This is a genomic window from Knoellia sp. p5-6-4 (genome assembly GCF_029222705.1).
Lineage (GTDB): Bacteria > Actinomycetota > Actinomycetes > Actinomycetales > Dermatophilaceae > Pedococcus_A.
The window spans coordinates 699,800-720,224 of record NZ_JARGZF010000001.1 but is presented as its reverse complement, the minus strand read 5'-3'; the positions used below and the strand labels follow the sequence as shown (position 1 = coordinate 720,224).

The 20,425-nt window shown below is 73.2% G+C and carries 24 protein-coding genes; 18 read left to right on the top strand and 6 right to left on the bottom strand.

Annotated features, from left to right (window positions below; genetic code table 11):
* Positions 1–105: 105 nt before the first annotated feature.
* Positions 106–840: an HU family DNA-binding protein gene (locus P2F65_RS03415; RefSeq protein ID WP_275804157.1), complete on the top strand. Its 735-nt coding sequence runs from the start codon at positions 106–108 to the stop codon at positions 838–840.
* Positions 841–931: 91 nt separating this feature from the next.
* Here the strand turns inward: P2F65_RS03415 and P2F65_RS03410 are convergent, their stop codons facing one another.
* Positions 932–1,858: an NTP transferase domain-containing protein gene (locus P2F65_RS03410; RefSeq protein WP_275804155.1), complete on the bottom strand. Its 927-nt coding sequence runs from the start codon at positions 1,856–1,858 to the stop codon at positions 932–934.
* 141 nt (positions 1,859–1,999) lie between these two features.
* Here P2F65_RS03410 and P2F65_RS03405 point away from each other — a divergent pair, with 141 nt between their 5' ends.
* Together P2F65_RS03405 and P2F65_RS03400 are read left to right on the top strand one after the other, a co-directional pair.
* Positions 2,000–2,710 (top strand): lysophospholipid acyltransferase family protein, encoded by a 711-nt coding sequence (locus P2F65_RS03405; protein ID WP_345803671.1) that lies wholly within the window; start codon positions 2,000–2,002, stop codon positions 2,708–2,710.
* The gene (locus tag P2F65_RS03400) at positions 2,707–3,705 is read left to right on the top strand and encodes an NAD(P)H-dependent glycerol-3-phosphate dehydrogenase (RefSeq protein ID WP_275804153.1); all 999 of its coding nucleotides are present in this window, start codon (positions 2,707–2,709) and stop codon (positions 3,703–3,705) included. Before P2F65_RS03405 ends, P2F65_RS03400 begins: the two co-directional genes overlap by 4 nt.
* Here the strand turns inward: P2F65_RS03400 and P2F65_RS03395 are convergent.
* Complete coding sequence (locus P2F65_RS03395) at positions 3,702–4,802, bottom strand: PLP-dependent transferase (protein ID WP_275804151.1); 1,101 nt, start codon at positions 4,800–4,802, stop codon at positions 3,702–3,704. The two genes, P2F65_RS03400 and P2F65_RS03395, sit on opposite strands and share 4 nt — an antisense overlap.
* Positions 4,803–4,858: 56 nt before the next feature.
* Between P2F65_RS03395 and P2F65_RS03390 the strand changes: the two genes are divergently transcribed.
* Positions 4,859–6,007: a D-alanine--D-alanine ligase family protein gene (locus P2F65_RS03390; protein WP_275807254.1), complete on the top strand. Its 1,149-nt coding sequence runs from the start codon at positions 4,859–4,861 to the stop codon at positions 6,005–6,007.
* Between the two features lie 152 nt (positions 6,008–6,159).
* Here the strand turns inward: P2F65_RS03390 and P2F65_RS03385 are convergent, their stop codons facing one another.
* Positions 6,160–6,588 carry a DUF3515 family protein gene (locus P2F65_RS03385; RefSeq protein ID WP_275804149.1) on the bottom strand — a complete coding sequence of 143 codons (429 nt, stop codon included), beginning with the start codon at positions 6,586–6,588 and terminating at the stop codon, positions 6,160–6,162.
* Between the two features lie 74 nt (positions 6,589–6,662).
* Complete coding sequence (locus P2F65_RS03380; protein ID WP_275807251.1) at positions 6,663–6,896, bottom strand: Lrp/AsnC ligand binding domain-containing protein; 234 nt, start codon at positions 6,894–6,896, stop codon at positions 6,663–6,665.
* 129 nt (positions 6,897–7,025) lie between these two features.
* Between P2F65_RS03380 and thiL the strand changes: the two genes are divergently transcribed.
* Positions 7,026–8,000, top strand: coding sequence for a thiamine-phosphate kinase (gene thiL, locus P2F65_RS03375; RefSeq protein ID WP_275807248.1), 975 nt, complete (start codon positions 7,026–7,028; stop codon positions 7,998–8,000).
* A 63-nt stretch (positions 8,001–8,063) separates the two neighbouring features.
* Here thiL and rpmB read toward each other — a convergent pair whose 3' ends face one another.
* Entirely contained in the window at positions 8,064–8,258 is a 195-nt protein-coding gene (gene rpmB, locus P2F65_RS03370) for a 50S ribosomal protein L28 (RefSeq protein ID WP_056922510.1), read from the bottom strand.
* 165 nt (positions 8,259–8,423) lie between these two features.
* On the opposite strand from rpmB, the gene P2F65_RS03365 reads away from it, so the two are divergent.
* Genes P2F65_RS03365 through rsmD form a run of 3 tightly spaced genes read left to right on the top strand, consistent with a single transcriptional unit; the run spans position 8,424 to position 12,923 of the window.
* Positions 8,424–10,115 (top strand): DAK2 domain-containing protein, encoded by a 1,692-nt coding sequence (locus P2F65_RS03365; protein ID WP_275804144.1) that lies wholly within the window; start codon positions 8,424–8,426, stop codon positions 10,113–10,115.
* A 2-nt stretch (positions 10,116–10,117) separates the two neighbouring features.
* Positions 10,118–12,343, top strand: a complete 2,226-nt coding sequence (locus tag P2F65_RS03360; protein WP_275807245.1) for an ATP-dependent DNA helicase RecG — start codon at positions 10,118–10,120, stop codon at positions 12,341–12,343.
* A gap of 4 nt (positions 12,344–12,347) precedes the next feature.
* Positions 12,348–12,923 carry a 16S rRNA (guanine(966)-N(2))-methyltransferase RsmD gene (gene rsmD / locus P2F65_RS03355; RefSeq protein ID WP_275804142.1) on the top strand — a complete coding sequence of 192 codons (576 nt, stop codon included), beginning with the start codon at positions 12,348–12,350 and terminating at the stop codon, positions 12,921–12,923.
* A 117-nt stretch (positions 12,924–13,040) separates the two neighbouring features.
* On the opposite strand, the gene P2F65_RS03350 is transcribed toward rsmD, so the two are convergent.
* Complete coding sequence (locus P2F65_RS03350) at positions 13,041–13,334, bottom strand: iron-sulfur cluster assembly accessory protein (protein ID WP_275804140.1); 294 nt, start codon at positions 13,332–13,334, stop codon at positions 13,041–13,043.
* Positions 13,335–13,524: 190 nt separating this feature from the next.
* Here P2F65_RS03350 and P2F65_RS03345 point away from each other — a divergent pair, with 190 nt between their 5' ends.
* The 10 genes from P2F65_RS03345 to P2F65_RS03300 all read left to right on the top strand — a co-directional run bounded on the left by P2F65_RS03345 (position 13,525) and on the right by P2F65_RS03300 (position 20,377).
* Complete coding sequence (locus P2F65_RS03345; RefSeq protein WP_275804138.1) at positions 13,525–14,085, top strand: hemerythrin domain-containing protein; 561 nt, start codon at positions 13,525–13,527, stop codon at positions 14,083–14,085.
* A 51-nt stretch (positions 14,086–14,136) separates the two neighbouring features.
* Positions 14,137–14,634: a pantetheine-phosphate adenylyltransferase gene (gene coaD, locus P2F65_RS03340; RefSeq protein ID WP_275804136.1), complete on the top strand. Its 498-nt coding sequence runs from the start codon at positions 14,137–14,139 to the stop codon at positions 14,632–14,634.
* A complete protein-coding gene (locus P2F65_RS03335; RefSeq protein WP_345803690.1) occupies positions 14,631–16,724 on the top strand; it encodes an acyltransferase family protein in 2,094 nt (697 codons plus the stop codon). Before coaD ends, P2F65_RS03335 begins: the two co-directional genes overlap by 4 nt.
* Positions 16,725–16,847: 123 nt before the next feature.
* Positions 16,848–17,432 (top strand): DUF177 domain-containing protein, encoded by a 585-nt coding sequence (locus tag P2F65_RS03330; protein ID WP_275804134.1) that lies wholly within the window; start codon positions 16,848–16,850, stop codon positions 17,430–17,432.
* Position 17,433: 1 nt separating this feature from the next.
* Positions 17,434–17,628: a 50S ribosomal protein L32 gene (rpmF, locus tag P2F65_RS03325; protein ID WP_275804131.1), complete on the top strand. Its 195-nt coding sequence runs from the start codon at positions 17,434–17,436 to the stop codon at positions 17,626–17,628.
* An 11-nt stretch (positions 17,629–17,639) separates the two neighbouring features.
* Entirely contained in the window at positions 17,640–18,467 is an 828-nt protein-coding gene (gene rnc / locus P2F65_RS03320; protein WP_275804129.1) for a ribonuclease III, read from the top strand.
* Between the two features lie 19 nt (positions 18,468–18,486).
* Positions 18,487–19,356, top strand: a complete 870-nt coding sequence (gene mutM, locus P2F65_RS03315; protein ID WP_275804126.1) for a bifunctional DNA-formamidopyrimidine glycosylase/DNA-(apurinic or apyrimidinic site) lyase — start codon at positions 18,487–18,489, stop codon at positions 19,354–19,356.
* 100 nt (positions 19,357–19,456) lie between these two features.
* The gene (locus P2F65_RS03310; protein WP_275804124.1) at positions 19,457–19,753 is read left to right on the top strand and encodes an acylphosphatase; all 297 of its coding nucleotides are present in this window, start codon (positions 19,457–19,459) and stop codon (positions 19,751–19,753) included.
* Positions 19,754–19,874: 121 nt separating this feature from the next.
* Positions 19,875–20,066 carry a hypothetical protein gene (locus P2F65_RS03305; RefSeq protein ID WP_275804121.1) on the top strand — a complete coding sequence of 64 codons (192 nt, stop codon included), beginning with the start codon at positions 19,875–19,877 and terminating at the stop codon, positions 20,064–20,066.
* Positions 20,063–20,377 (top strand): chorismate mutase, encoded by a 315-nt coding sequence (locus tag P2F65_RS03300; RefSeq protein WP_275804120.1) that lies wholly within the window; start codon positions 20,063–20,065, stop codon positions 20,375–20,377. The genes P2F65_RS03305 and P2F65_RS03300 overlap by 4 nt, the downstream gene beginning before the upstream one ends.
* The last annotated feature ends 48 nt before the right edge of the window (positions 20,378–20,425 follow it).

Sequence of the window (20,425 nt, the reverse complement as noted above, 5' to 3'; positions counted from 1 at the left end):
GGAGGGCTTGGGCCATAACGTCAGCACCATGTCGGGCTCCAGCCCGGCCGCTCACCACCTTCGCTGGGCCAGTGGCCCGGCGCCGGACCCTGTGGAGGGGACAACGTGAACAAGGCAGAACTGGTCAAGGAGCTGGAGTCGCGCCTGGGCAGCCGCAAGGCCGCCAACGACGCGCTGACCCACGTCGTCGACGTGATCATCCGTGAGGTCGCCAAGGGCGGCAAGGTCGCCATCACCGGCTTCGGCACCTTCGAGAAGTCGGCCCGCGCCGCGCGCACCGGCCGCAACCCGCGCACAGGCCAGACGGTGAAGATCAAGAAGACCAACGTCCCGAAGTTCCGGGCGGGCGCCGGCTTCAAGGAGGTTGTCGCCAACCCGAAGAAGCTGCCGAAGGCCGCTGTGGCCGGCGCGCGCGCCGCGGCCGGGACCGCCACCCGTGCGGCCGCCACCGCCACGGGTGCAGCCAAGAAGACCACCACGGGCGCGGCGAAGAAGGCGGCTCCGGCGAAGAAGGCTGCGGCCACCACCCGGACCGCTGCTGCCAAGAAGACCACCACGACGGTCAAGAAGGCCACCGCCACCAAGGCGGCGCCGGCCCGGAAGACCACCGCCACCAAGGCCGCACCGGCGAAGAAGGCGGCAACGACGCGCACCGCGGCGGCCAAGAAGACCACGACGGCCAAGAAGTCGGCACCGGCGACGAAGGCCACCACGAAGAAGACGGCCCCCGCCAAGAAGGCCGCCCCGGCCAAGAAGGCGACCGCCACCCGCAGCGCCGCGGCGAAGAAGACCAGCACCGCCAAGAAGGCGACGACCAAGCGCGCCGCCAAGAAGGCCTGACCCGCAGCGGTCAGCGTCCGACGAGACCGGCGAGGGAGGCCGGCACCCATGGGGTGTCGGCCTCCCTCGCCGTGTGGCCCGGTAGCCGCGCTCAGCCGATGCGCTGGTCGTCGCCGATGCCGACGATCCAGAGCCGTGCGACGGTGGTCGTCCCCGGGGCGAGGTCGATGCTGACCCGCTGCCCGGGTCGCAGGTGCCGCAGGGCGCTGCGGGCGAAGACCTCTGCTGCGAAGGTCACCTCGCGGCCGTCGTCGAGCAGGGCGGTGCCGGAGCCGGTCGCCTCGTCGAACGTGTGCACGCTGGCCTGCATGCCCGGCAGCGTAGCGCCCGCCCCTGCCAGGACGGCGAGCGTCGCGGGACCGACGCCCAGGGCGAGCGCGGCTCGCAGACCCTCGTCGTCGTCGACGTCCGTGCGCAGCCGCGGCAGGTCGAGGTCGAGGCGGCGGTGCCCCGCCGCGGCGTGCCGGACGGCCGAGTCCGCGCCGAACGCCGGCTCCAGCGGCGCCCCCACCGCGGTGAGGAGCACCGTGCCGGTGCCGTCCGCGTCGGGCACCAGGGCGCGAGGGTGCGCGGCCGCCGCGGTGAGCGCCTCCTCGAGGTCCGACGGGCGCAGGGCCGGCAGGTCACCGAGGAGCACGCCCACGCCCTCGACGGGGACCGGGCCACTGCTGCGGCGCGGACCCGCGGAAGGGCCGAGCCACCGGGCGCCGTGGTCCGCCGCGGCGCCCATGGCGGCGCGCAGGCCCGCCCGCACCGCCTCGTCCAGCCCGCGCCCGGGGTCGGTCACGACCGCGGCACCGAGCCGCACGGCATACGACCTCATCGCGTCGTCGGAGGTGACCACGTGCACCCGACCCTCGGGAAGGGCCGCGCACGCGGCCGTGAGGCAGTCGCGTGCGATGGCCGAGGCCAGGGCCGCCCGGGTGACGCCCCTCGGCGGCTGCAGGCGCGACTTGGCGCCGGCGCCACCCTTGACGGGGACCACGAGACGCCACGAGGGGGCTGGGTCGGGGCTCATCGACACGATCGTCCCAAGCGCGGGGGCGCTGCTCGACAGCGACCCCCTCACCCGAGAGGATGCAGTCTCGACCCCGTCAAGAGTGGAGTAGTGGTGACCCCAAGCGGCAGACGCCCCCTGCCTTTCGCGTACCGGCTGGCCGTGGCGATCATCCGGCCGTTGCTGATGATCCTCACGAAAAGGGACTGGCGGGGCTGGGAGCACCTTCCCGAGACGGGTGGTTTCGTCGTGGCCCCGAACCACATCTCACACGTCGACCCGCTCGCCTTCGCGCACTACCTCTACGACAGCGGCCGGTCGCCGTTCTTCCTGGGCAAGGAGTCGGTCTTCCGGGTACCGGTCGTGGGCGCGATCCTTCGCGGCGCCCAGCAGATCCCCGTCCACCGCAACACCGGCCAGGCGGTCGACGCGTTCCGTTCCGCGGTCGCGGCGGTCGAGGAGGGCAAGTGCGTGGGCGTCTACCCCGAGGGGACGCTGACCCGTGACCCCGACCTGTGGCCGATGGTCGGCAAGACCGGTGCGGCGCGGATCGCCCTGGCGACGCGGTGCCCAATCGTGCCCGTGGCCCAGTGGGGCCCGCAGGAGATCCTCGCGCCCTACTCCAAGCGGCTCCGCCTCTTCCCGCGCAAGACGATGCACGTGCTCGCGGGGCCGCCGGTCGACCTGTCCGACCTCTACGACCGGCCCCTGAGCGCCGAGGTGCTGCGCGAGGCGACCGAGCGGATCATGACGGCGATCACCGTCCAGCTCGAGCAGCTGCGCGGCGAAAAGGCCCCGCCGGTGCGCTTCGACGGCCGCCGGCACGGCCTGCCCCCCACCGGCAACTTCCACAAGAAGGGGGACCGGCGATGACCACGGCAGCCGTGTTCGGCACCGGCAGCTGGGGCACCGCGTTCTCCGCGGTGCTCGCCGACAGCGGCACGAAGGTGCGCATGTGGGGCCGTCGTCCCGAGCTGGTCGAGCAGATCAACGCCGGCAGCAACGACACCTACCTGCCGGGCATCCGCCTGCCGCAGGGCATCTCCGCGACCACCGACCCCGGCGAGGCAGCCGACGGCGCCGACATCGTGGTGCTGGCCGTGCCGTCGCAGACGCTGCGGCAGAACCTCGAGGGCTGGGCCTCGCTGCTGCCGCGCACGGCGGCGGTCGTCTCGCTGATGAAGGGCGTCGAGCTCGGCACCACCAAGCGGATGAGCGAGGTGATCGCCGAGGTCGGGGGTGTCGAGCCCGAGCGCATCGTCGTCGTCTCGGGGCCGAACCTGGCCCGGGAGATCGCCCTCAAGCAGCCGGCCGCGAGCGTGGTGGCCTGCAGTGACGCCCACACCGCGGAGCGAGTGGCCGAGGCCTGTGCCGCGCCCTACTTCCGCCCGTACACCAACACCGACGTCGTGGGCGCCGAGCTCGGCGGTGCGGTCAAGAACGTCATCGCCCTCGCCGTGGGCATGGCCGAGGGCATGGGCATGGGCGACAACTCGAAGGCCACCATCATCACGCGAGGCCTGGCGGAGACGACCCGGCTCGGCGTCGCCCTCGGCGGCGATCCCGCGACCTTCGCGGGCCTGGCGGGGGTCGGCGACCTCATCGCCACGTGCATGTCGCCGCTGTCGCGCAACCGGACCTTCGGCGTCAACCTCGGTCGCGGCATGGCGGTCAAGGAGGTCGTCGCCGTCACCCGGCAGACGGCCGAGGGCGTCAAGTCGTGCGACTCGATCCTGCAGCTGGCCAGGGAGCACGGCGTCGACGTGCCGATCATCGAGCAGGTGGCGGCCGTCGTGCACGAGGGCCGCACGCCCCAGCAGGTGGTCGAGTCGCTGCTCTCGCGGGCGCGCAAGGCCGAGCTCGACTAGGGCGCTGTCGCCAGCGCCTGGTCGAGGTCGCGCCAGAGGTCCTCCACGTCCTCGACGCCCACCGACAGGCGCAGCAGGCCCTCGGGCACCGTCTCCGGCTCGGCGGGGTGCCGCCGGCGACGCTCCACCTGCGACTCGACCCCGCCGAGGCTCGTCGCGTGCATCCAGACACGGGTGGCGGCAGCGACCCGCTCGGCCGCCTCCGCGCCACCGGCGACCTCGACGGCGACGATGGCCCCGAACCCGGGGTAGCGCACCCGCTCCAGGCTCGGGTGGCCATCCAGGCGACGCGCCAGCTCGCGGGCGTTGGCGCTCGCCCGCTCGACCCGCAGGTGCAGGGTGCGCAGGCCGCGCAGCGCCAGCCAGGTCTCCATCGGGCCCGCGATCGCCCCGTGCAGCAGGCGGTGCCGGGAGAGCCGGTCCCGCAGCCGGCGGCCCGCCTCGGTGCCGGGCGTCACGAGGGCGCCGAGCACCACGTCGGAGTGGCCGGCGAGGTACTTGGTCACCGAGTGCAGGACGAGGTCGGCGCCGAGGTCGAGCGGCTGCTGCACCAGGGGAGTGGCGAAGGTGTTGTCGCACACGGTCAGCACGCCGCGCTCGCGGGCTGCGGCGCACAGGGCCGCGACGTCGAACACCTCGAGCATCGGGTTCGTCGGCGACTCGATCCACAGCATCTCGGCACCGTCGAGGACGTCGCCCACCGACCCGGCCTCGCCGGCATACAGCCGTCGCACCACCACGGCGCCGCTCCCCGCGAGGTCGTCGAGCAGGGCGGTCGTGCCGTTGTAGGCGTGGGCCGGCACCACCACCGTGCCGCCGTGGGGCACCAGGCTCACGGCGGCGGCCACGGCCGCCATGCCGGAGGCGAAGACGAGCGCCTCGCCGCCCTCCAGCGACCCGAGGGCCTCCTCGAAGGCCGACCAGGTGGGGTTGCCCCCGCGGGCGTAGTTGACGGGGCCGTCGGCGACGTAGGTGGAGGACAGCTCCAGCGGCGCGTTGACCCCGGCGCCGGGCCGGCGGTGCTGGCGGCCGAGCACGACGAGGCGGGTGGCGGGAGCGAGCTGGCCGGGCGTCGGCTCTGGGTTCTGCGCGGTCACCGGCCCAGACTAGGCGCGCTCGCGCGCGCCGGGTCGGGGACGCCGCACTGTGGGCGATACGCTCTCGGGCGATGACCTCCCAGCCTGACGCCCCCCGCAAGACCCGGGTCGCCCTCGTGTTCGGCGGCCGCTCCTCCGAGCACGCCGTGTCGTGCTCCACCGCGGCAGGCGTGATGCGCGCCATCGACCGCGACGCCTACGAGGTGATCCCCATCGGCATCGCCCGCGACGGCCACTGGGTGCTCATGGACGGCGACCCGTCGCGCCTCGAGCTGACCGTGGGGCACACGCCCGAGGTGCAGCCCACCGAGGCCGGCGTGGTGGTGCCGCTCGGCAGCACGCAGCGGACCCTCACGGTGCAGGAGCCGGGGGAGGTGCCGCACAGCCTCGGTGAGGTCGACGTCGTCTTCCCGCTGCTTCATGGGCCGTTCGGCGAGGACGGCACGCTCCAGGGACTGTTCGAGCTCGCCGACATCCGCTACGTCGGCTCCGGGGTGCTCGCCTCGGCCGCGGGGATGGACAAGCACTACATGAAGGTGGTCTTCCAGGGCGCCGGCATCCCGGTGGGCCCGTATGCCGTGGTCACCGACTCCCAGTGGCGGCGCGACAAGGCGGCGGCCATGGACGCCGTCGCCTCGCTCGGGTTCCCCGTCTTCGTCAAGCCGGCCCGGGCCGGGTCGAGCATGGGGATCAGCAAGGTCTCCGACCCGCAGGACCTCGAGGACGCCATCGAGGCCGCCCGCGAGCACGACCCGAAGGTCGTCGTCGAGGCGATGATCGTCGGCCGCGAGATCGAGTGTGCGGTGCTGCAGGGGCGCGACCACCAGCCGCCGCGCACGTCCGAGGTCGGCGAGATCGAGGTCGACCGCGACGGGGGCCACGACTTCTACGACTTCGAGGCCAAGTACCTCGAGGAGCAGGGCGTCACGCTCAGCTGCCCTGCCAAGGTTCCCGACGAGGTGGCGGCCGAGGTGCGCCGGCTGGCGGCCGCGGCGTTCGAGGCGCTCGGCTGCGAGGGCCTGGCCCGGGTCGACTGCTTCTACACCGACAGCGGCGACGTGGTCGTCAACGAGATCAACACCATGCCGGGCTTCACGCCGCACTCGATGTACCCGCAGATGTGGGCCGCGTCGGGCCTGTCCTACCCGGACCTCATCGACGAGCTCATCCAGCTCGCGCTCGCGCGTCCGACCGGCCTGCGCTGACGACCGCCGGCCGCGAAGACCCTCTCGGAAGCCGACGTCCCCGCCGGACTCGGCAGACGTTGCTGCCGCAGGGGTGTGCAGCAACGTGGGGCTGCGGCAGCACCATGTGCTAGCAGAGGTTGCTGCAGGGGGGTGGGGGTCAGGGGTCGGGGTCAGTCGCAGGTGCGGCCGTTCGAGGGCAGGCCCCGGGCGGCCTCGGCGAAGGCCGGCAGCAGGAGCGGCTCGGGGGCGTAGGCGTCGGGCACGAGCACCTCGATCGCCGGGTCGCGCCCGAACGTCGTGAGGACCGCCCCGTCACTGGCCTCGCGCACCACCCAGTCGACGCCGTCGACGTTGAGGCACTGCTCGGTGGTGGGGCCGAGGGCGCTCACGCCGCACCGGGCGATGACCGGCGGGTCGCCCCAGGCGGCCACGGCCCCGGTGCCGGCGGTGGTCTCCACCCGCTCCTGGCCGGAGACGGTCGCGGGCCAGTGGGAGGCTGCGGCGGTGCAGGCGGCCGTCCCGGCCTGCGGTGGAGCCGTGACCTCGACGGCAGAGGAGCATCCCGCGAGCGCTCCGGCACAAAGGAGGCCACCGGCCACCCCGAGGACGAGGCGGCCGGTGGCCGGTGTGCGAGAGGCGCGTGCAGACGCGCGCAGGACGCCCAGGGGAGCGCTCAGACGTGCACGACCGTGCAGGTCAGCGTGCGGGTGATGCCCGGGACGTCCTGGATCTTGGCGATGACGAGCTTGCCCAGCTCGTCGACCGTGTTGGCCTCGACGCGGGCGATCACATCGTACGGCCCGGTGACGTCCTCGGCCATCACCACGCCCTGGATCTGGGCGATGGACTCGGCAACGGTCGCCGCCTTGCCGACTTCGGTCTGGATCAGGATGTAGGCCTGCACCACCACGAGAGACACCTCACTGAGTCGGGGTTGCCGGGGGCGGGCCCCCGCGTGAACCAGCCGGGACGGTGCCCCGGCACGCCAGACGCTACCGTCTCCGTGGACCGCCCGTCTCCCCAGGAAGGTGAAGTGATGGTCACACCGGCCCAGACCCTCGGGGAGGTGTCGGAGGAGGGCCTGCTGCGCTCCATCTTCCCGTTCTTCACGCTGCAGCCCGGCCTGCTCGTGGGCCCCGGGGACGACGCCGCGGTGCTGGCGACGTCCGGCCGCGTCGTGGCGACGACGGACTCGATGGTGCGTGGGCGCGACTGGCTCGACGAGTGGTCGACCGCGGCCGACGTCGGCGCCAAGCTGCTCACGCAGAACCTCGCCGACGTCGCGGCCATGGGCGGCACCCCCACGGCGGTGCTCGTCACCCTCATGGCTGACCCGGCCACCCCCTCGGCGTGGGCGCGGGACTTCGCCCGCAGCATCGGCGAGGGCGCGGCGCGGGCCGGGGTCGCCGTCGCCGGAGGTGACCTGTCGTCGGCGCCGGCGGGGGTGCTGGTCGTCTCGATCACCGCCCTCGGCGACCTGTCCGGGCGGCAGCCGGTGCTGCGCAACGGCGCCCAGGTCGGAGACACCCTGGCAGTGCGCGGCACGCTGGGGCGCTCGGGTGCCGGGCTGGTGCTCCTGCAGCGGGGCGGCGAGGCCGTCAGCCGGCCCACCGGCATACGGCAGGAGTGCCTCGCGCACCACCGGCGACCGTCGGCCCCCCTCGCCGCCGGGGTGCAGGCCGCCGCAGCCGGGGCCACGGCCATGATCGACGTCTCCGACGGACTGCTGCGGGACGCGGACCGCATCGCCCGCGCCAGCGGCGTGCAGGTCGCGCTGTCGGGTGCCGGCGTTCGCCCCCACGTCGAGGCGCTTGCGCCGGCCGTGGGGGAGGACGCCGCCCGCGAGTGCGTGCTGGCCGGCGGGGAGGAGCACAGCCTGCTGGCGACGTTCCCGGCGGGCTCGGTGCCGGAGGGCTGGCAGGTGCTCGGTGCGGTGGCGCCCGGCACCGGCGTCACCATCGACGGCGAGCCGCAGCAGCCGCGTGGGTGGGACCACTTCCGGGCGGACTGAGCAAGCCGAGAGGCCGGCCTCCCCGAGGGGAGACCGGCCTCTGCGGTATGCCGGGCGGCTGGGTCAGCGCTTGACCTTGCCGGCCTTCAGGCACGAGGTGCAGACGTTGAGACGCTTCGGGGTCACACCCGCATCGCCCACGAGCGCCTTCACGCGCTGGATGTTGGGGTTCCAGCGACGCTTGGTGCGGCGGTGCGAGTGCGAGATGTTGTGACCGAAGCCCGGTCCCTTGCCGCAGACGTCGCAGTTGGCAGCCACGGGTGATCTCCTGATTTCGATGCGAACAAACTCGGTGGGCTCCCGGGCAGCCTCGAATGGAGGTCGGCCCATGGGAACCGGTCAAGAGTAGCCGAGAGCGGGCGCTGCGACCAAAACGGCCCCAATGCCCGCGGGGCCGACGGCCCCAGGCACTAGCCTGCCACCGTGCTGGAACGCCTGACCGCTGCCGACGCCCGCCGCTGGGCCGTCCTCGCCCGGGCGGCCTTCGCGGCGCGGCGGGCGGAGATCGACGCGCTCAACGTCTTCCCCGTGCCCGACGGCGACACCGGCACCAACCTCTACCTCACCTTCGACGCCGCCCTCGACGCGGTGCGCACCGTGCACGAGCAGCGGGGCGTCCTCGGGCACGCCACCCTCGAGGAGGAGTGCACCTCGCTCGGGCAGGCCATGCTGCTCACCGCGCGCGGCAACTCGGGGGTGATCCTCAGCCAGCTCGTGCGCGGCTTTGCCGAGGCGATCGCCGAGAGCGGCGCGGAGACGGCCGACGGCGCCCTGGTGGCCGAGGCCCTGGCCCGGGCGGGCGAGCGGGCGTGGAAGGCGGTCACGCACCCGGTGGAGGGCACCATCCTGTCGGTGTCGAGGGCGGCGGCCGAGGCCGCCCAGGGGCTGACGGGCCTGGGCGAGGTCACCGAGTCGGCGCTGCGCGGGGCGTCGGAGGCGCTCGCACTGACCCCGACCCAGCTGCCGGCGCTGGAGGCTGCCGGTGTCGTCGACGCCGGCGGGGCCGGCTACGTCCTCCTGCTCGAGGCCCTCGCGAGGGTCGCACACGAGGACAGCCCCACCGCCCCGCCCGGCACCGCGTCCTTCGGGGAGCCCTTCTCGGACGACCTCTCGCTGCGCCGCCGGCCCGAGTGGGTTCCGCACGGCACGGGGGTGCACCCGACCGACGGGGAGGGGTCCTCGCCACGGGGCGGCGCGCTGGGCGCCCCGGGTGGCCCTGCCTACGAGGTGATGTACCTGCTCACCGACACCGACGAGGAGCGCATCGAGTCGCTGAAGACGTCGCTCGACGCGCTGGGTGACTCGCTGCTCGTCGTCGGCGGCCCCGAGCTGTGGAACGTCCACGTGCACGTCGACGACGCCGGTGCGGCGCTCGAGGCAGGCGTGCGCGCGGGTCGTCCCTACCGCATCAAGGTGACCCACTTCGACGACCAGTCGCCGCGGCGGCCTGCCAGCGACGTGGCCGTCGTGGCCTGTGCCGCGGGGCCGGGCCTGCAGGCGGTCTTCGCCGACTCGGGGGCGCACGTCATCGCCAGCGGCCCGGGCCGGCGCGCCTCGGCGGGCCAGCTCCTCGAGGCCGCTCGTGACGCGCACGCGCTCTCGGTGATCCTGCTGCCCAACGACAAGGACACCGTGCTCGCGGCCGAGGCTGCGGCCGACGCCGGCGAGCAGGAGGGCATCGACATCGCGGTGGTGCGGTCCCGCACGGCGGTGCAGGGCCTTGCGGCCATGGCCGTGTTCGACCCCGCCCTGTCGGCGCCCAAGAACCTCGCGGCGATGATCAGCTCGGCCTCGGCCACCCGCCACGGTGCGGTGACGGTGGCCAGCAAGGACGCGCTGACCAGCGCCGGGGAGTGCCGGCGCGGTGACGTGCTCGGCGTGGTCGGGGGCGACATCGTCGTCGTCGGCGACGACCTGCTCGAGGTGGCCCGCGACGTCATGCGCCGCCTGCTGTCCAGCGGCGGCGAGCTGGTCACCATCGTCGCGGGCGAGGACGCGCCGCACGGACTGGCCGACGACCTGGCCCGCTGGGTGGAGGGCGAGCACCGCGACGCCGAGGTCTCCCTCATCGACGGGGGCCAGCCGCACTACCCGCTGCTGCTGGGAGTCGAGTGAGCGTGGTCGGGGCCGTGGTCGACGAGTCCACCAAGCTGTCGGCGGTGGTGGGCGCCCGCTCGGCGGGCCCCCTGGCGAAGGCACGCGACCTGCACACCGTCGGCGACCTGCTCGAGTTCTGGCCACGGCGCTACCTCGAGCACACCTCCGACCTGTCGAACCTGCACGTCGGCATGTACGTCGTGGTGGTCGCCGAGGTGAAGTCGGCGACCACGCGGCGCATGCAGAAGCGCAAGGGCGAGATGCTCAACGTCACGATCACCGACGGCCGCGACGAGGTCGACCTCACGTTCTTCAAGTCCTGGGGCCACAAGGACGCGCTGGTCCCGGGCGTCACCGCCCTCTTCGCCGGCGAGGTGGGGATGTACCGCGGGCGCTGGCAGCTGACCCACCCGGCATACCAGGTGCTCGAGGGCGGTCTCGGCCCCCACGGGGCCGACCGCGGGCCGATCCCCGTCTACCTCCAGGTCAAGGGGATGCAGAACTGGTCGGTCGCCGAGTGCGTGCGCATCGTCCTCGACCACCTCGAGGTCGACAGCGTCCCCGAGCCGCTGCCCGCGACGCTGCGCTCGCGCCACGGCCTGCCCGGGCGCCTCGACGCACTCAAGGGCATCCACGTGCCCCGCGACTTCGCGCAGGTGCAGCGCGCCCGTCACCGCCTGCGCTACGAGGAGGCGTTCGTCTTCCAGTCCCTGCTCGCGCAGCGCCGGGCGCGGCAGGCCGCGGAGCGCACGCGGGCACGCAGGCCCCGCGAGGGCGGGCTGCTCGAAGCGTTCGACGCGAGGCTGCCCTTCGAGCTCACCGCCGGGCAGCGCACCGTGGGGGAGACCCTGGCGCAGGAGATGTCCCGCGACGTCCCGATGCACCGGCTGCTCCAGGGTGAGGTCGGCTCGGGCAAGACCGTCATCGCCCTGCGCGCCATGCTCGCCGCGGTCGACGCCGGGGGCCAGGCGGCCCTCCTCGCGCCCACCGAGGTGCTCGCCGCCCAGCACCACCGGTCGATCACGGCCATGCTCGGTGACCTCGCCGAGGGCGGCATGCTCGGCGGCAGCGAGATCGGCACCCGCGTCGCCCTGCTCACCGGCAGCCAGCCGACGCAGGCCCGCCGGCAGAACCTCCTCGACGCGGCCAGCGGCGACGCCGGCATCGTCATCGGCACCCACGCCCTCATCCAGGAGCACGTGCAGTTCCAGGACCTCGCGCTGGTCGTCGTCGACGAGCAGCACCGGTTCGGCGTCGAGCAGCGGGACGCGTTGCGCGGCAAGGGAAACCAGCCCCCGCACGTGCTCGTCATGACGGCCACCCCGATCCCGCGCACCGTGACCATGACGGTGTTCGGCGACATGGAGACCTCCACCCTCACCGAGCTGCCCAAGGGGCGCTCGCCGATCGCCACCCACGTCGTGCCGGCCGACCGTCCCGCCTGGGTGCAGCGCACCTGGGAGCGCATCGCCGAGGAGGTCCGCTCCGGACGCCAGGCCTACGTCGTGTGCCCGCGCATCGGCGACGACGGCCCACCGACCGCCGGCTCCGCCGACGACGAGGAGCTCGCAGCCCCCGAGCCCGGGGAGGGCGACGAGGCAGCACCGCACGAGATGCCCAGCGTGTATGCCGTGGAGGCGCTGCTGCGCGAGAACCCCGCCCTCGACGGGCTCACCATCGCGGTGCTCCACGGCCGGTTGGCGCCGGAGGACAAGGACGCGGTGATGGCGGCCTTCACCCGCGGCGAGGTCGACGTGCTCGTGTCGACCACCGTCATCGAGGTGGGGGTCGACGTGCCCAACGCCACCGTCATGGTCGTCATGGACGCCGAGCGGTTCGGCGTCTCCCAGCTGCACCAGCTGCGCGGCCGGGTGGGTCGTGGCCGGCATGCCGGGCTCTGCCTGCTCATGACCGCCTCGGAGGCGGAGACGGCGCGGGAGCGGCTCGACGCCGTGGCGGGGACCACCGACGGGTTCGAGCTGGCCCGCCTCGACCTCGAGCTGCGCGGCACGGGTGACGTCCTGAGCGCCCGGCAGAGCGGCGGGGGCCGGTCGAGCCGTGGCATGGGCCGGGGCAGCTTCCGCTTCCTGTCGCTGGTCCGCGACGAGGACGTCATCCTGCAGGCGCGCGACGACGCCACCGCCCTCGTCGCCGCGGACCCCGACCTCGCCGAGCACCCCGACCTGCAGGCCGCGGTCCGCAGCTGGGTCGACGAGGAGCAGGCAGCCTTCCTGGAGCGGGGGTGAGCAGGTGACGAGGATCATCAGCGGCCGGGCCGGCGGCCAGCGGCTGCACACGCCCGCCGGCAGCGGCACCAGGCCCACGAGCGACCGGGTGCGCGAGGCGTTGTTCTCGCGGCTCGACCACCTCGACGTGCTGGCGGGCGCCGCGGTGCTCGACCTGTACGCCGGGTCCGGTGCGCTGGGGCTCGAGGCGGCAAGCCGCGGCGCGACCTCGGTGCTGCTGGTGGAGTCGGACCGCGCCGCCGCGGCGGTGGCGCGCAGGAACGCCGCGCTGACCGGCATACCGGGGGTCTCCGTGCGGGCCGCCACGGTCGAGAGGACGCTCGCGGCGCCGCCACCCGCGCCGTTCGACCTCGTGTTCCTCGACCCGCCCTACGACGTCGGCGAGGACGCCCTCGAGCGGGTGCTCTCCGCGCTCGTCGAGCTGCACTGGCTCTCCGAGGAGGCGCTGGTGGTGGTGGAGCGGTCCTCTCGGTCGCCCGAGCCGCGCTGGCCGGCAGGGCTCGATCCCGAGGGCGAGCGTCGCTACGGCGAGACCCGGGTCTGGTTCGCCGGGGTCCCGGAGCCCGACGACGTCGCCTAGACAGCCCGACGACGTCGCCTGGACAGCCCCAAGAGGTGGCCCGCACCGGTTGCGCAGACGAGTCGAGGCACGCGCGCCGACTGCCGGCGCGCGTGCCTCGACTGTGGTGGTGCTCCCTCAGGCGGAGGGGGCGATGCTGAACTGCACAGCCCCGGCCTGGTCGACCGAGGCGTCGAGCACCTGGTCGCCGAGGGCGACCGCGGCCGTCTCCTCGAGGTAGACCTTGGCGCCGTCCTTGTCGACGACCTGGTCGCCGGGCTGGCCCGCCTCCACGGTGGTGACCGCGAGCGCGCCGGCCTGGGCGCCGTCGGAGGGCTCGGCGGAGAAGCGCAGACCTGCGTCCTGCGTGCCGCCGTTCTGCTCGACGATGGCCTTGACGATGTTGCTGGCGTTGTCGGTAAGGGTGAGCACTGGCTCTCTTTCCGATTGCGGACAGGAAGCCTCCACCGTCTCGGATCGGCCCGGCAGACACAAGAATTCGGTCCGTGGTGTCCACCCAGCGGACAGCCGGGGCGGTCCCACCCTCCTGACCTGCGCCGATGTCGGCCAGGCCGCCCTCACAAGACGTGCGGGTGTCGGGGAACTGCCTCAGGATGTGCCCATGAGGCAGATCGAGATCCCCAAGCCCACCTCCGGTGACGTCGTCCAGCTCATCCTCGACGACCACCGCCTCTTCGAGTCGCTGCTGCGCGAGCTCCGCGACGCCACCGCCGACCGCGGGGCGGCCCGGCAGGCGCTGTCGAACGTGCTCATCGCCCACGGCGAGGCCGAGGAGACCGAGGTCTACCCCAAGCTCAAGAGCAAGGACGCGATCGGCGAGCACGAGAAGGAGCACGGCGAGGAGGAGCACGCGGAGGGCAACGAGGCGCTGCTCGCGCTGCTCGAGTGCAAGGGCACCGACACCCAGAAGTTCGACGACGCCGTCGAGAAGCTGGCCGAGGCGCTCAACCACCACATCGGCGAGGAGGAGCAGACCATCCTCAACCCGGCTCGTACCGAGGTCTCGGAGCAGGTGCGCCAGAACCTCGGCGAGAAGTGGGCGGCCATGCGCAACCGGCTCATCGGGGATGACTGCGGCTCGGTCGAGAACGTGCGCCGGATCGTCAAGGAGGCCTACAAGGAGGGTGTGCTGCCGGCCGACGACGAGGACGGCGAGAGCTGACCCCGACCGGGGTCGCTGCCGGCCGGGGCGCCACCACCTTCCGCTGCTAGGTTGCCGACTGTGACCAGACGGTGTGTGTGCCCCGGCTCCTACGACCCGGTGACGCTCGGCCACGCCGACGTCATCGAGCGCGCGTCGGCGCTCTGGGACGAGGTCGTCGTCGCCGTGCTGCACAACCCCGCCAAGGCCGGGCTGTTCACGCCCGACGAGCGCCGCAAGCTGCTCGAGGACAGCGTGGGCCACCACCCCAACGTGCGGGTCGAGGTGTACACCGACCGCCTGCTCGTCGACGTCTGCCGTGAGGCGCAGGCCGAGGCCGTCGTGAAGGGCCTGCGCGGCGGCACCGACTTCGCCTACGAGCTGCCCATGGCGCTGATGAACCGTCACCTGACCGGCATCGAGACGGTCTTCCTGCCGGGCGACCCCCGGTTCGAGCACATCTCGAGCTCGCTGATCAAGGAGGTCGCCCGCCTCGGCGGCGACATCTCCGGGCTGGTGAGCGACGCGGTCCGAGGCGCCCTGCTGGCGCGTCTGCAGACGGAGAGCTGACCCTGGCGCGTCCGCCCAGGCCGGAGGGTTTCCGGCCCGACATCGAGGGCCTGCGGGCGGTGGCCGTCCTGCTGGTGATGGTCTACCACGCCGGCCTGCCGTTCCTGCCGCACGGCTACCTCGGGGTCGATGTCTTCTTCGTCATCTCCGGCTACCTCATCACCAGCCTGCTGCTGCGCGAGCTGGCCGCCACCGGCCGGATCTCCTGGTCGCAGTTCCTCGCCCGCCGCGCCCGACGGCTGCTGCCCGCCGCGATGCTCGTGCTGTTCGCCATCGCGGTGGCCACCTGGCTGCTCATCCCCGGCCGGCGCGGCCGCGAGATCGGCGGTGACGTCGTGGGTGCAGCGCTCTACGTCGAGAACTGGGTCCTGGCCGGGCGCTCGGTCGACTACCTCGCCAAGGACACCCAGCCGTCACCGGTGCAGCACTACTGGTCACTCGCGGTCGAGGAGCAGTTCTACGTCCTGTGGCCGCTCGCCCTGGTGCTGCTCGTCGTCGGCCTCCGTCGGTTCCGTCCCCGGGTGCTCGCGCGGGGACCCGGCCACAGCCCCAGCCTGCGCGCGATCGGCGTGCTGCTCGCCGCCATCGCGGTGCCCTCGCTGGTGTACTCCGTCTGGCACACGGTCACGGTGCCCTCGCACGCGTACTTCGCCACGACCACCCGCGTCTGGGAGCTCGGGGTCGGGGCCGCCCTCGCCATCTGGGCGGTCGACCAGCACCCCCACCACGTGCGGTTCGGGGGCGCCCTGGGGTGGATCGGGCTCGCGGTGGTCGTCGGCACGGCCTTCCTGCTGCCCGACACCGCCGGGTGGCCCGGCGCCTGGGCCCTGCTGCCGACCCTCGGCACGGCCGCGGTGGTGCTGGCCGGGTGGGGCGCGGAGCCCCGCGGGCCGGAACGGTTCCTGAGCCTGCGCCCGCTGGTCTGGGTGGGCGGGCTGTCGTACTCGCTCTACCTCTGGCACTGGCCCTTCGCCATCTTCGCCGACGAGCTGTGGCCGGGCGGCACCGCGCGGGCCTGGGCCGTGCTCCTCAGCGTGGTGCCCGCCTACCTCAGCTACCGCCTGGTGGAGCGTCCGGTGCACCACACCCCCCCGCTCGCGCGCAGCACCCGCCTGTCCCTGGCGCTGGGAGCGTCGCTGTCCCTCGCAGGCGTCCTCGCCGGCATACCGCTCATCACCGCGCCTGCGGTGTTCCAGACCACGCCGGCCACCGGAGCCCTCCCGCCCCTGGAGCGGCTGGGGGCGGGCACCCTCGGCGACACCCCGAGCGCCGACCCGGCCGACTACGCCGTCGACGACTGGGGCTGGCTGACCCCCGACCCGGAACGGGCGGGGGAGGACCGGCCCTCGGCGGACGTCGACCGCTGCCAGGTCGACGAGCGCAGCTCCACCCCGGTGCGGTGCGAGTTCGGGGTGCGGGACGGGGCGGTGACGATCGCGCTCGTTGGAGACTCCAAGGCCCTGCAGTGGCTGCCCGCCCTGGAGCGCGTCGCTCCGGGCAAGGACTGGCGGATCGTCACCTACGGCAAGAGCTCGTGCGCCTTCGCCGCCGGGACCACCGAGCTCTCCCGCGCCCGCTACGAGTCCTGCGACCGGTGGAACGAGGCCGTCGTCGACCAGCTGTCGGCCGACCCGCCGGACCTGGTCGTGACCTCGACCCAGGCCGACGCGGCCCTGCGCGGCGACAGGGTCAGCGAGGCCGCGCTCGCCGACTACCTCGCGCGGCGCTGGAAGGGCTTGCAGCGCGCAGGGGTGCCGGTGGCCGTGATCGGCGACAACCCCGGCTCCCCGGCGGACCTCGACAGCTGCATGGCGCGCAACCCCATCCGCCTCTCGCGCTGCGCCTTCGACCGCACCACCGCGCTGGCCAGCACCGGCCTGGACGCCCAACGCGCCGCGGCGCTCAGGACGCCGGGGGTCGAGGTCATCGACCTCACCCCGTGGATCTGCCCGGTCGACCGCTGCCCTGTGGCCATCGGCAACGTCGTCATCCACCGCGCCGGCGACCACATCACGGCCACCTACGCCAAGACCCTCGGCCCGCAGATCGCCCGCCAGCTCGAGACCGTCATGACCAGGGAGGGCCGCTGAACCGGTGGTCGGAGCCGCTGGTCGGAGCGCATTTGGGAAGGTGGCAGACGCTCCGGTAACCTGAGCGGTCGGTCTACGTCCCTGCTGTGACGAGGGCCGAGTCCCTCGACACGCACTGGAGCCATGAACCGTCTCAACGCCCGATCGCCGCTGGTGCTCGACACCAAGAGCCTCGGTCGGCGACCCGGTTCCATGACAGAGGTCCAGCGCACCGTCGAGGCGCCCGCGCACCTGGGCACGGACGTGATTGCCGTCCAGGAGGGCCAGCCGATCGAGCTGGACCTCCGGCTGGAGTCCGTCATGGAGGGTGTGCTGGTGACCGGCTCGGCCAGCGCCACCGCGACCGGCGCGTGCGTGCGGTGCCTGGACCCCGTCAGCCACCAGGTTGACGTGCGGTTCCAGGAGCTGTTCGCCTACGCCGACCGCGCCGCCCACCACCGCGAGGTGGGGGACGACAGCGACGAGGCCGAGGAGCACCAGATCGTGGACGACCTGATCGACCTCGAGCCGGTGCTCCGGGACGCGGTGGTGCCCTCGCTGCCGTTCCAGCCGGTATGCCGGGAGGACTGTCCCGGGCTGTGTTCCGAATGTGGGGCGCACCTGGCGGAAGACCCGGACCACCACCACGAAGTGATCGACCCACGATGGTCCGCGCTGCAGGCGCTGTCCACCGAGACCCCGAGCAACACCGAAGAGAAGAGGAACTGACGTGGCTGTCCCGAAGCGGAAGATGTCGCGCTCCAACACCCGTTCGCGTCGCGCGAACTGGAAGACGACGGCGACCGTGCTCACCACGTGCCCCCAGTGCAAGGCTCCCACCCAGCCGCACGTGGCGTGCCCGTCCTGCGGCACCTACAAGGGCCGTCACTACAACGCCGCCGAGCGCACCGAGCACCAGGGCTGAGCCTTCCGCGCGTGAGCACGCCCTCTTCTGACGGCGCCCGCGCAGTGCAGCGGCCCGTCGACGAGTTCGCCGCCCTCCTCCATGAGGTGGTCGGTTCGCCCGTCGACGAGTCGCTGCTTCTGCGTGCGCTGACACACCGCAGCTACGCCTACGAGAACGGCGGCCTGCCCAACAACGAGCGCCTCGAGTTCCTCGGCGACTCCGTGCTGGGCCTCGTGGTCACCGACACCTTGTATGCCGCGCACCCCGAGCTGCCCGAGGGGCAGCTCGCGAAGCTGCGGGCCGCGGTCGTGAACATGCGGGCCCTGGCCGACGTGGCCCGCACGCTGGGCCTGGGTGACCACCTGCTCCTGGGTCGCGGCGAGGAGACCACCGGGGGCCGCGACAAGGCCTCGATCCTCGCCGACACGATGGAGGCCGTCATCGGCACGGTCTACCTCTCGTGCGGGCTCGAGCACGCCGCCACGCTCGTGCACCACCTGCTCGACCCGCTCATGGCCAGGAGCGCCCGGCTCGGCGCCGGCCTGGACTGGAAGACCAGCCTGCAGGAGCTCGCTGCCGCGGACTCCCTCGGCGTCCCCGAGTACCGCGTGGACGAGGAGGGCCCCGACCACGCCAAGACCTTCACCGCCTCCGCGGTCGTGGGCCAGAGCGTGCTCGGCGAGGGCGTGGGCCGCTCCAAGAAGGAGGCCGAGCAGCGCGCCGCCGAGGAGGCGTGGAAGCACCTGAGCGCCCGTGCCGGGGGCTCGGGCGCCGCGGTGGCTGCCACGTCGTCGGCCGGGTCGTCGGCGACGTCGTCTGCCGGGTCGTCTGCCACGGCCCAGCCCGAGTCCGCCTGACCGGACGCGGACTGGCCCCATGCCCGAGCTCCCCGAGGTCGAGGTGGTCCGCCGCGGCCTCGCCGACCACGTGGTCGGGCGCACCATCGAGCAGGCCGAGTTCTATGGGGCCCGCGTGGCCCGCCGCCACCTGCCCGGCGCCCACCACCTCGCCGAACAGCTCGCGGGCAACCTCGTCGCCGAGGCGCGCCGCCGGGGCAAGTACCTCTGGATGGTCCTGCAGACGCCCGACGGGTCGCACCAGGGCCTGATCACCCACCTCGGCATGAGCGGCCAGCTCCTCGTCGAGGACCCCGACGCGCCGGACGAGAAGCACCTGCACGCCCGGTTCACCTTCGACGACGGCGGGCCCCAGCTGCGGTTCGTCGACCAGCGCACGTTCGGGGGGATGGCCCTTTCCGACCTCGACGACGACGGGGTGCCCGAGGCCATCGAGCACATCGCGCCCGACCCGCTCGAGGCGTCCTTCGACCTCAAGGCCGTCGTCGCGCCGATGAAGAAGCGCCACAGCGCCGTCAAGCGGGCGCTGCTCGACCAGGACCTGGTCTCCGGTATCGGCAACATCTACGCCGACGAGGCCCTCTGGCGGGCCGGGGTGCACGGCGAGCGGCTGTGCTCGGCGCTCACCAGGCCGGCGCTCACCCGGATCCTCGAGCACGCCCGCGACGTCATGCTCGAGGCCCTCGGCCAGGGCGGGACGAGCTTCGACGCGCTGTACGTCAACGTCAACGGGGCGTCCGGCTACTTCGACCGCTCGCTCAACGCCTACGGCCAGGAGGGCCGTCCGTGCCGCCGCTGTGGCACACCCATCCGCCGCGAGTCGTTCATGAACCGGTCGTCCTATTCCTGCCCCCGCTGCCAGCCACGACCTCGCACGCTCGGTCGCTGACTGCCAACAGGCGGGCGGCTCACCGACCGGCTCTGCGTCATACGGCTCTTGCCTGCACCCGCTCCGGCTCAGGACAATGCCGGTGAGGCAGGTGAGGCGCATGAACGACAGCGAGCCGGTACGGGCGACGATCTGGGTCCACGGCAGGGTGCACGGGGTGGGGTTCCGCTGGTGGACCAGGGCCCGTGCCCTCGAGCTCGGACTCGTGGGTCATGCCCGCAACGCCGACGGTGGGCGCGTGGAGGTGCTCGCCCAGGGCCCCAAGCAGCGGGTCGAGGAGCTGGTGGCCATGCTCGAGGAGAAGCCGTCGACGCGGCTGCGCCCGGGCGAGGTGACCAACTGCGTGACCACGTGGGGGCCGCCCCGGGACGGCCTCGAGGGCTTCATCGAGAAGTGAGCCGAGGGCCGCGGGACCAAGGCCTCATTGACCGATGTGCGGCCTTGCTGTCAGTCTGAGAGATGCCCCGATCGGGCACCGCCCAGGGCGAACCCGTCGCGCCCGGGACCAAGGAGACATCATGGCCAAGGCCCTGCTGGGATACCGCACGGCACCTGACCAGCGCCTCATGCTCGAGACCGTCGAGCTGCGTCGCAGAGTCCGGGATCTTGAAGGGCTGGTCGCCCGTCTGCAGAAGGACAACGACCGCCTGCGGAAGGATCTGAGACAGCCGGACGCTGTCCCGACCTCCGTGCCTACGATCGTCGGGTGACCTCACCCGCCCCAGAGACACCGGCTGAGCTGCTGCGCCTGCGCGCGAGCATCGACAACATCGACGCTGCCCTGGTGCACCTGCTGGCCGAGCGGTTCAAGTGCACCCAGCAGGTGGGTGAGCTCAAGGCCAGCCGGGGGTTGCCCCCGGCCGATCCGGCGCGCGAGGAGAAGCAGGTCGCGCGGCTGCGGGCCCTGGCCGACGAGGCCGGGCTCGACCCGCAGTTCGCCGAGAAGTTCCTCACCTTCATCATCGAAGAGGTCATCCACCACCACGAGGCGCTGGCCGACGGCCGCGGCCCCCAGCTCTGACCCGCGGCGCGTCACTCCTGCCACAGCAGTCCCAGGCTTCGGTGTGCC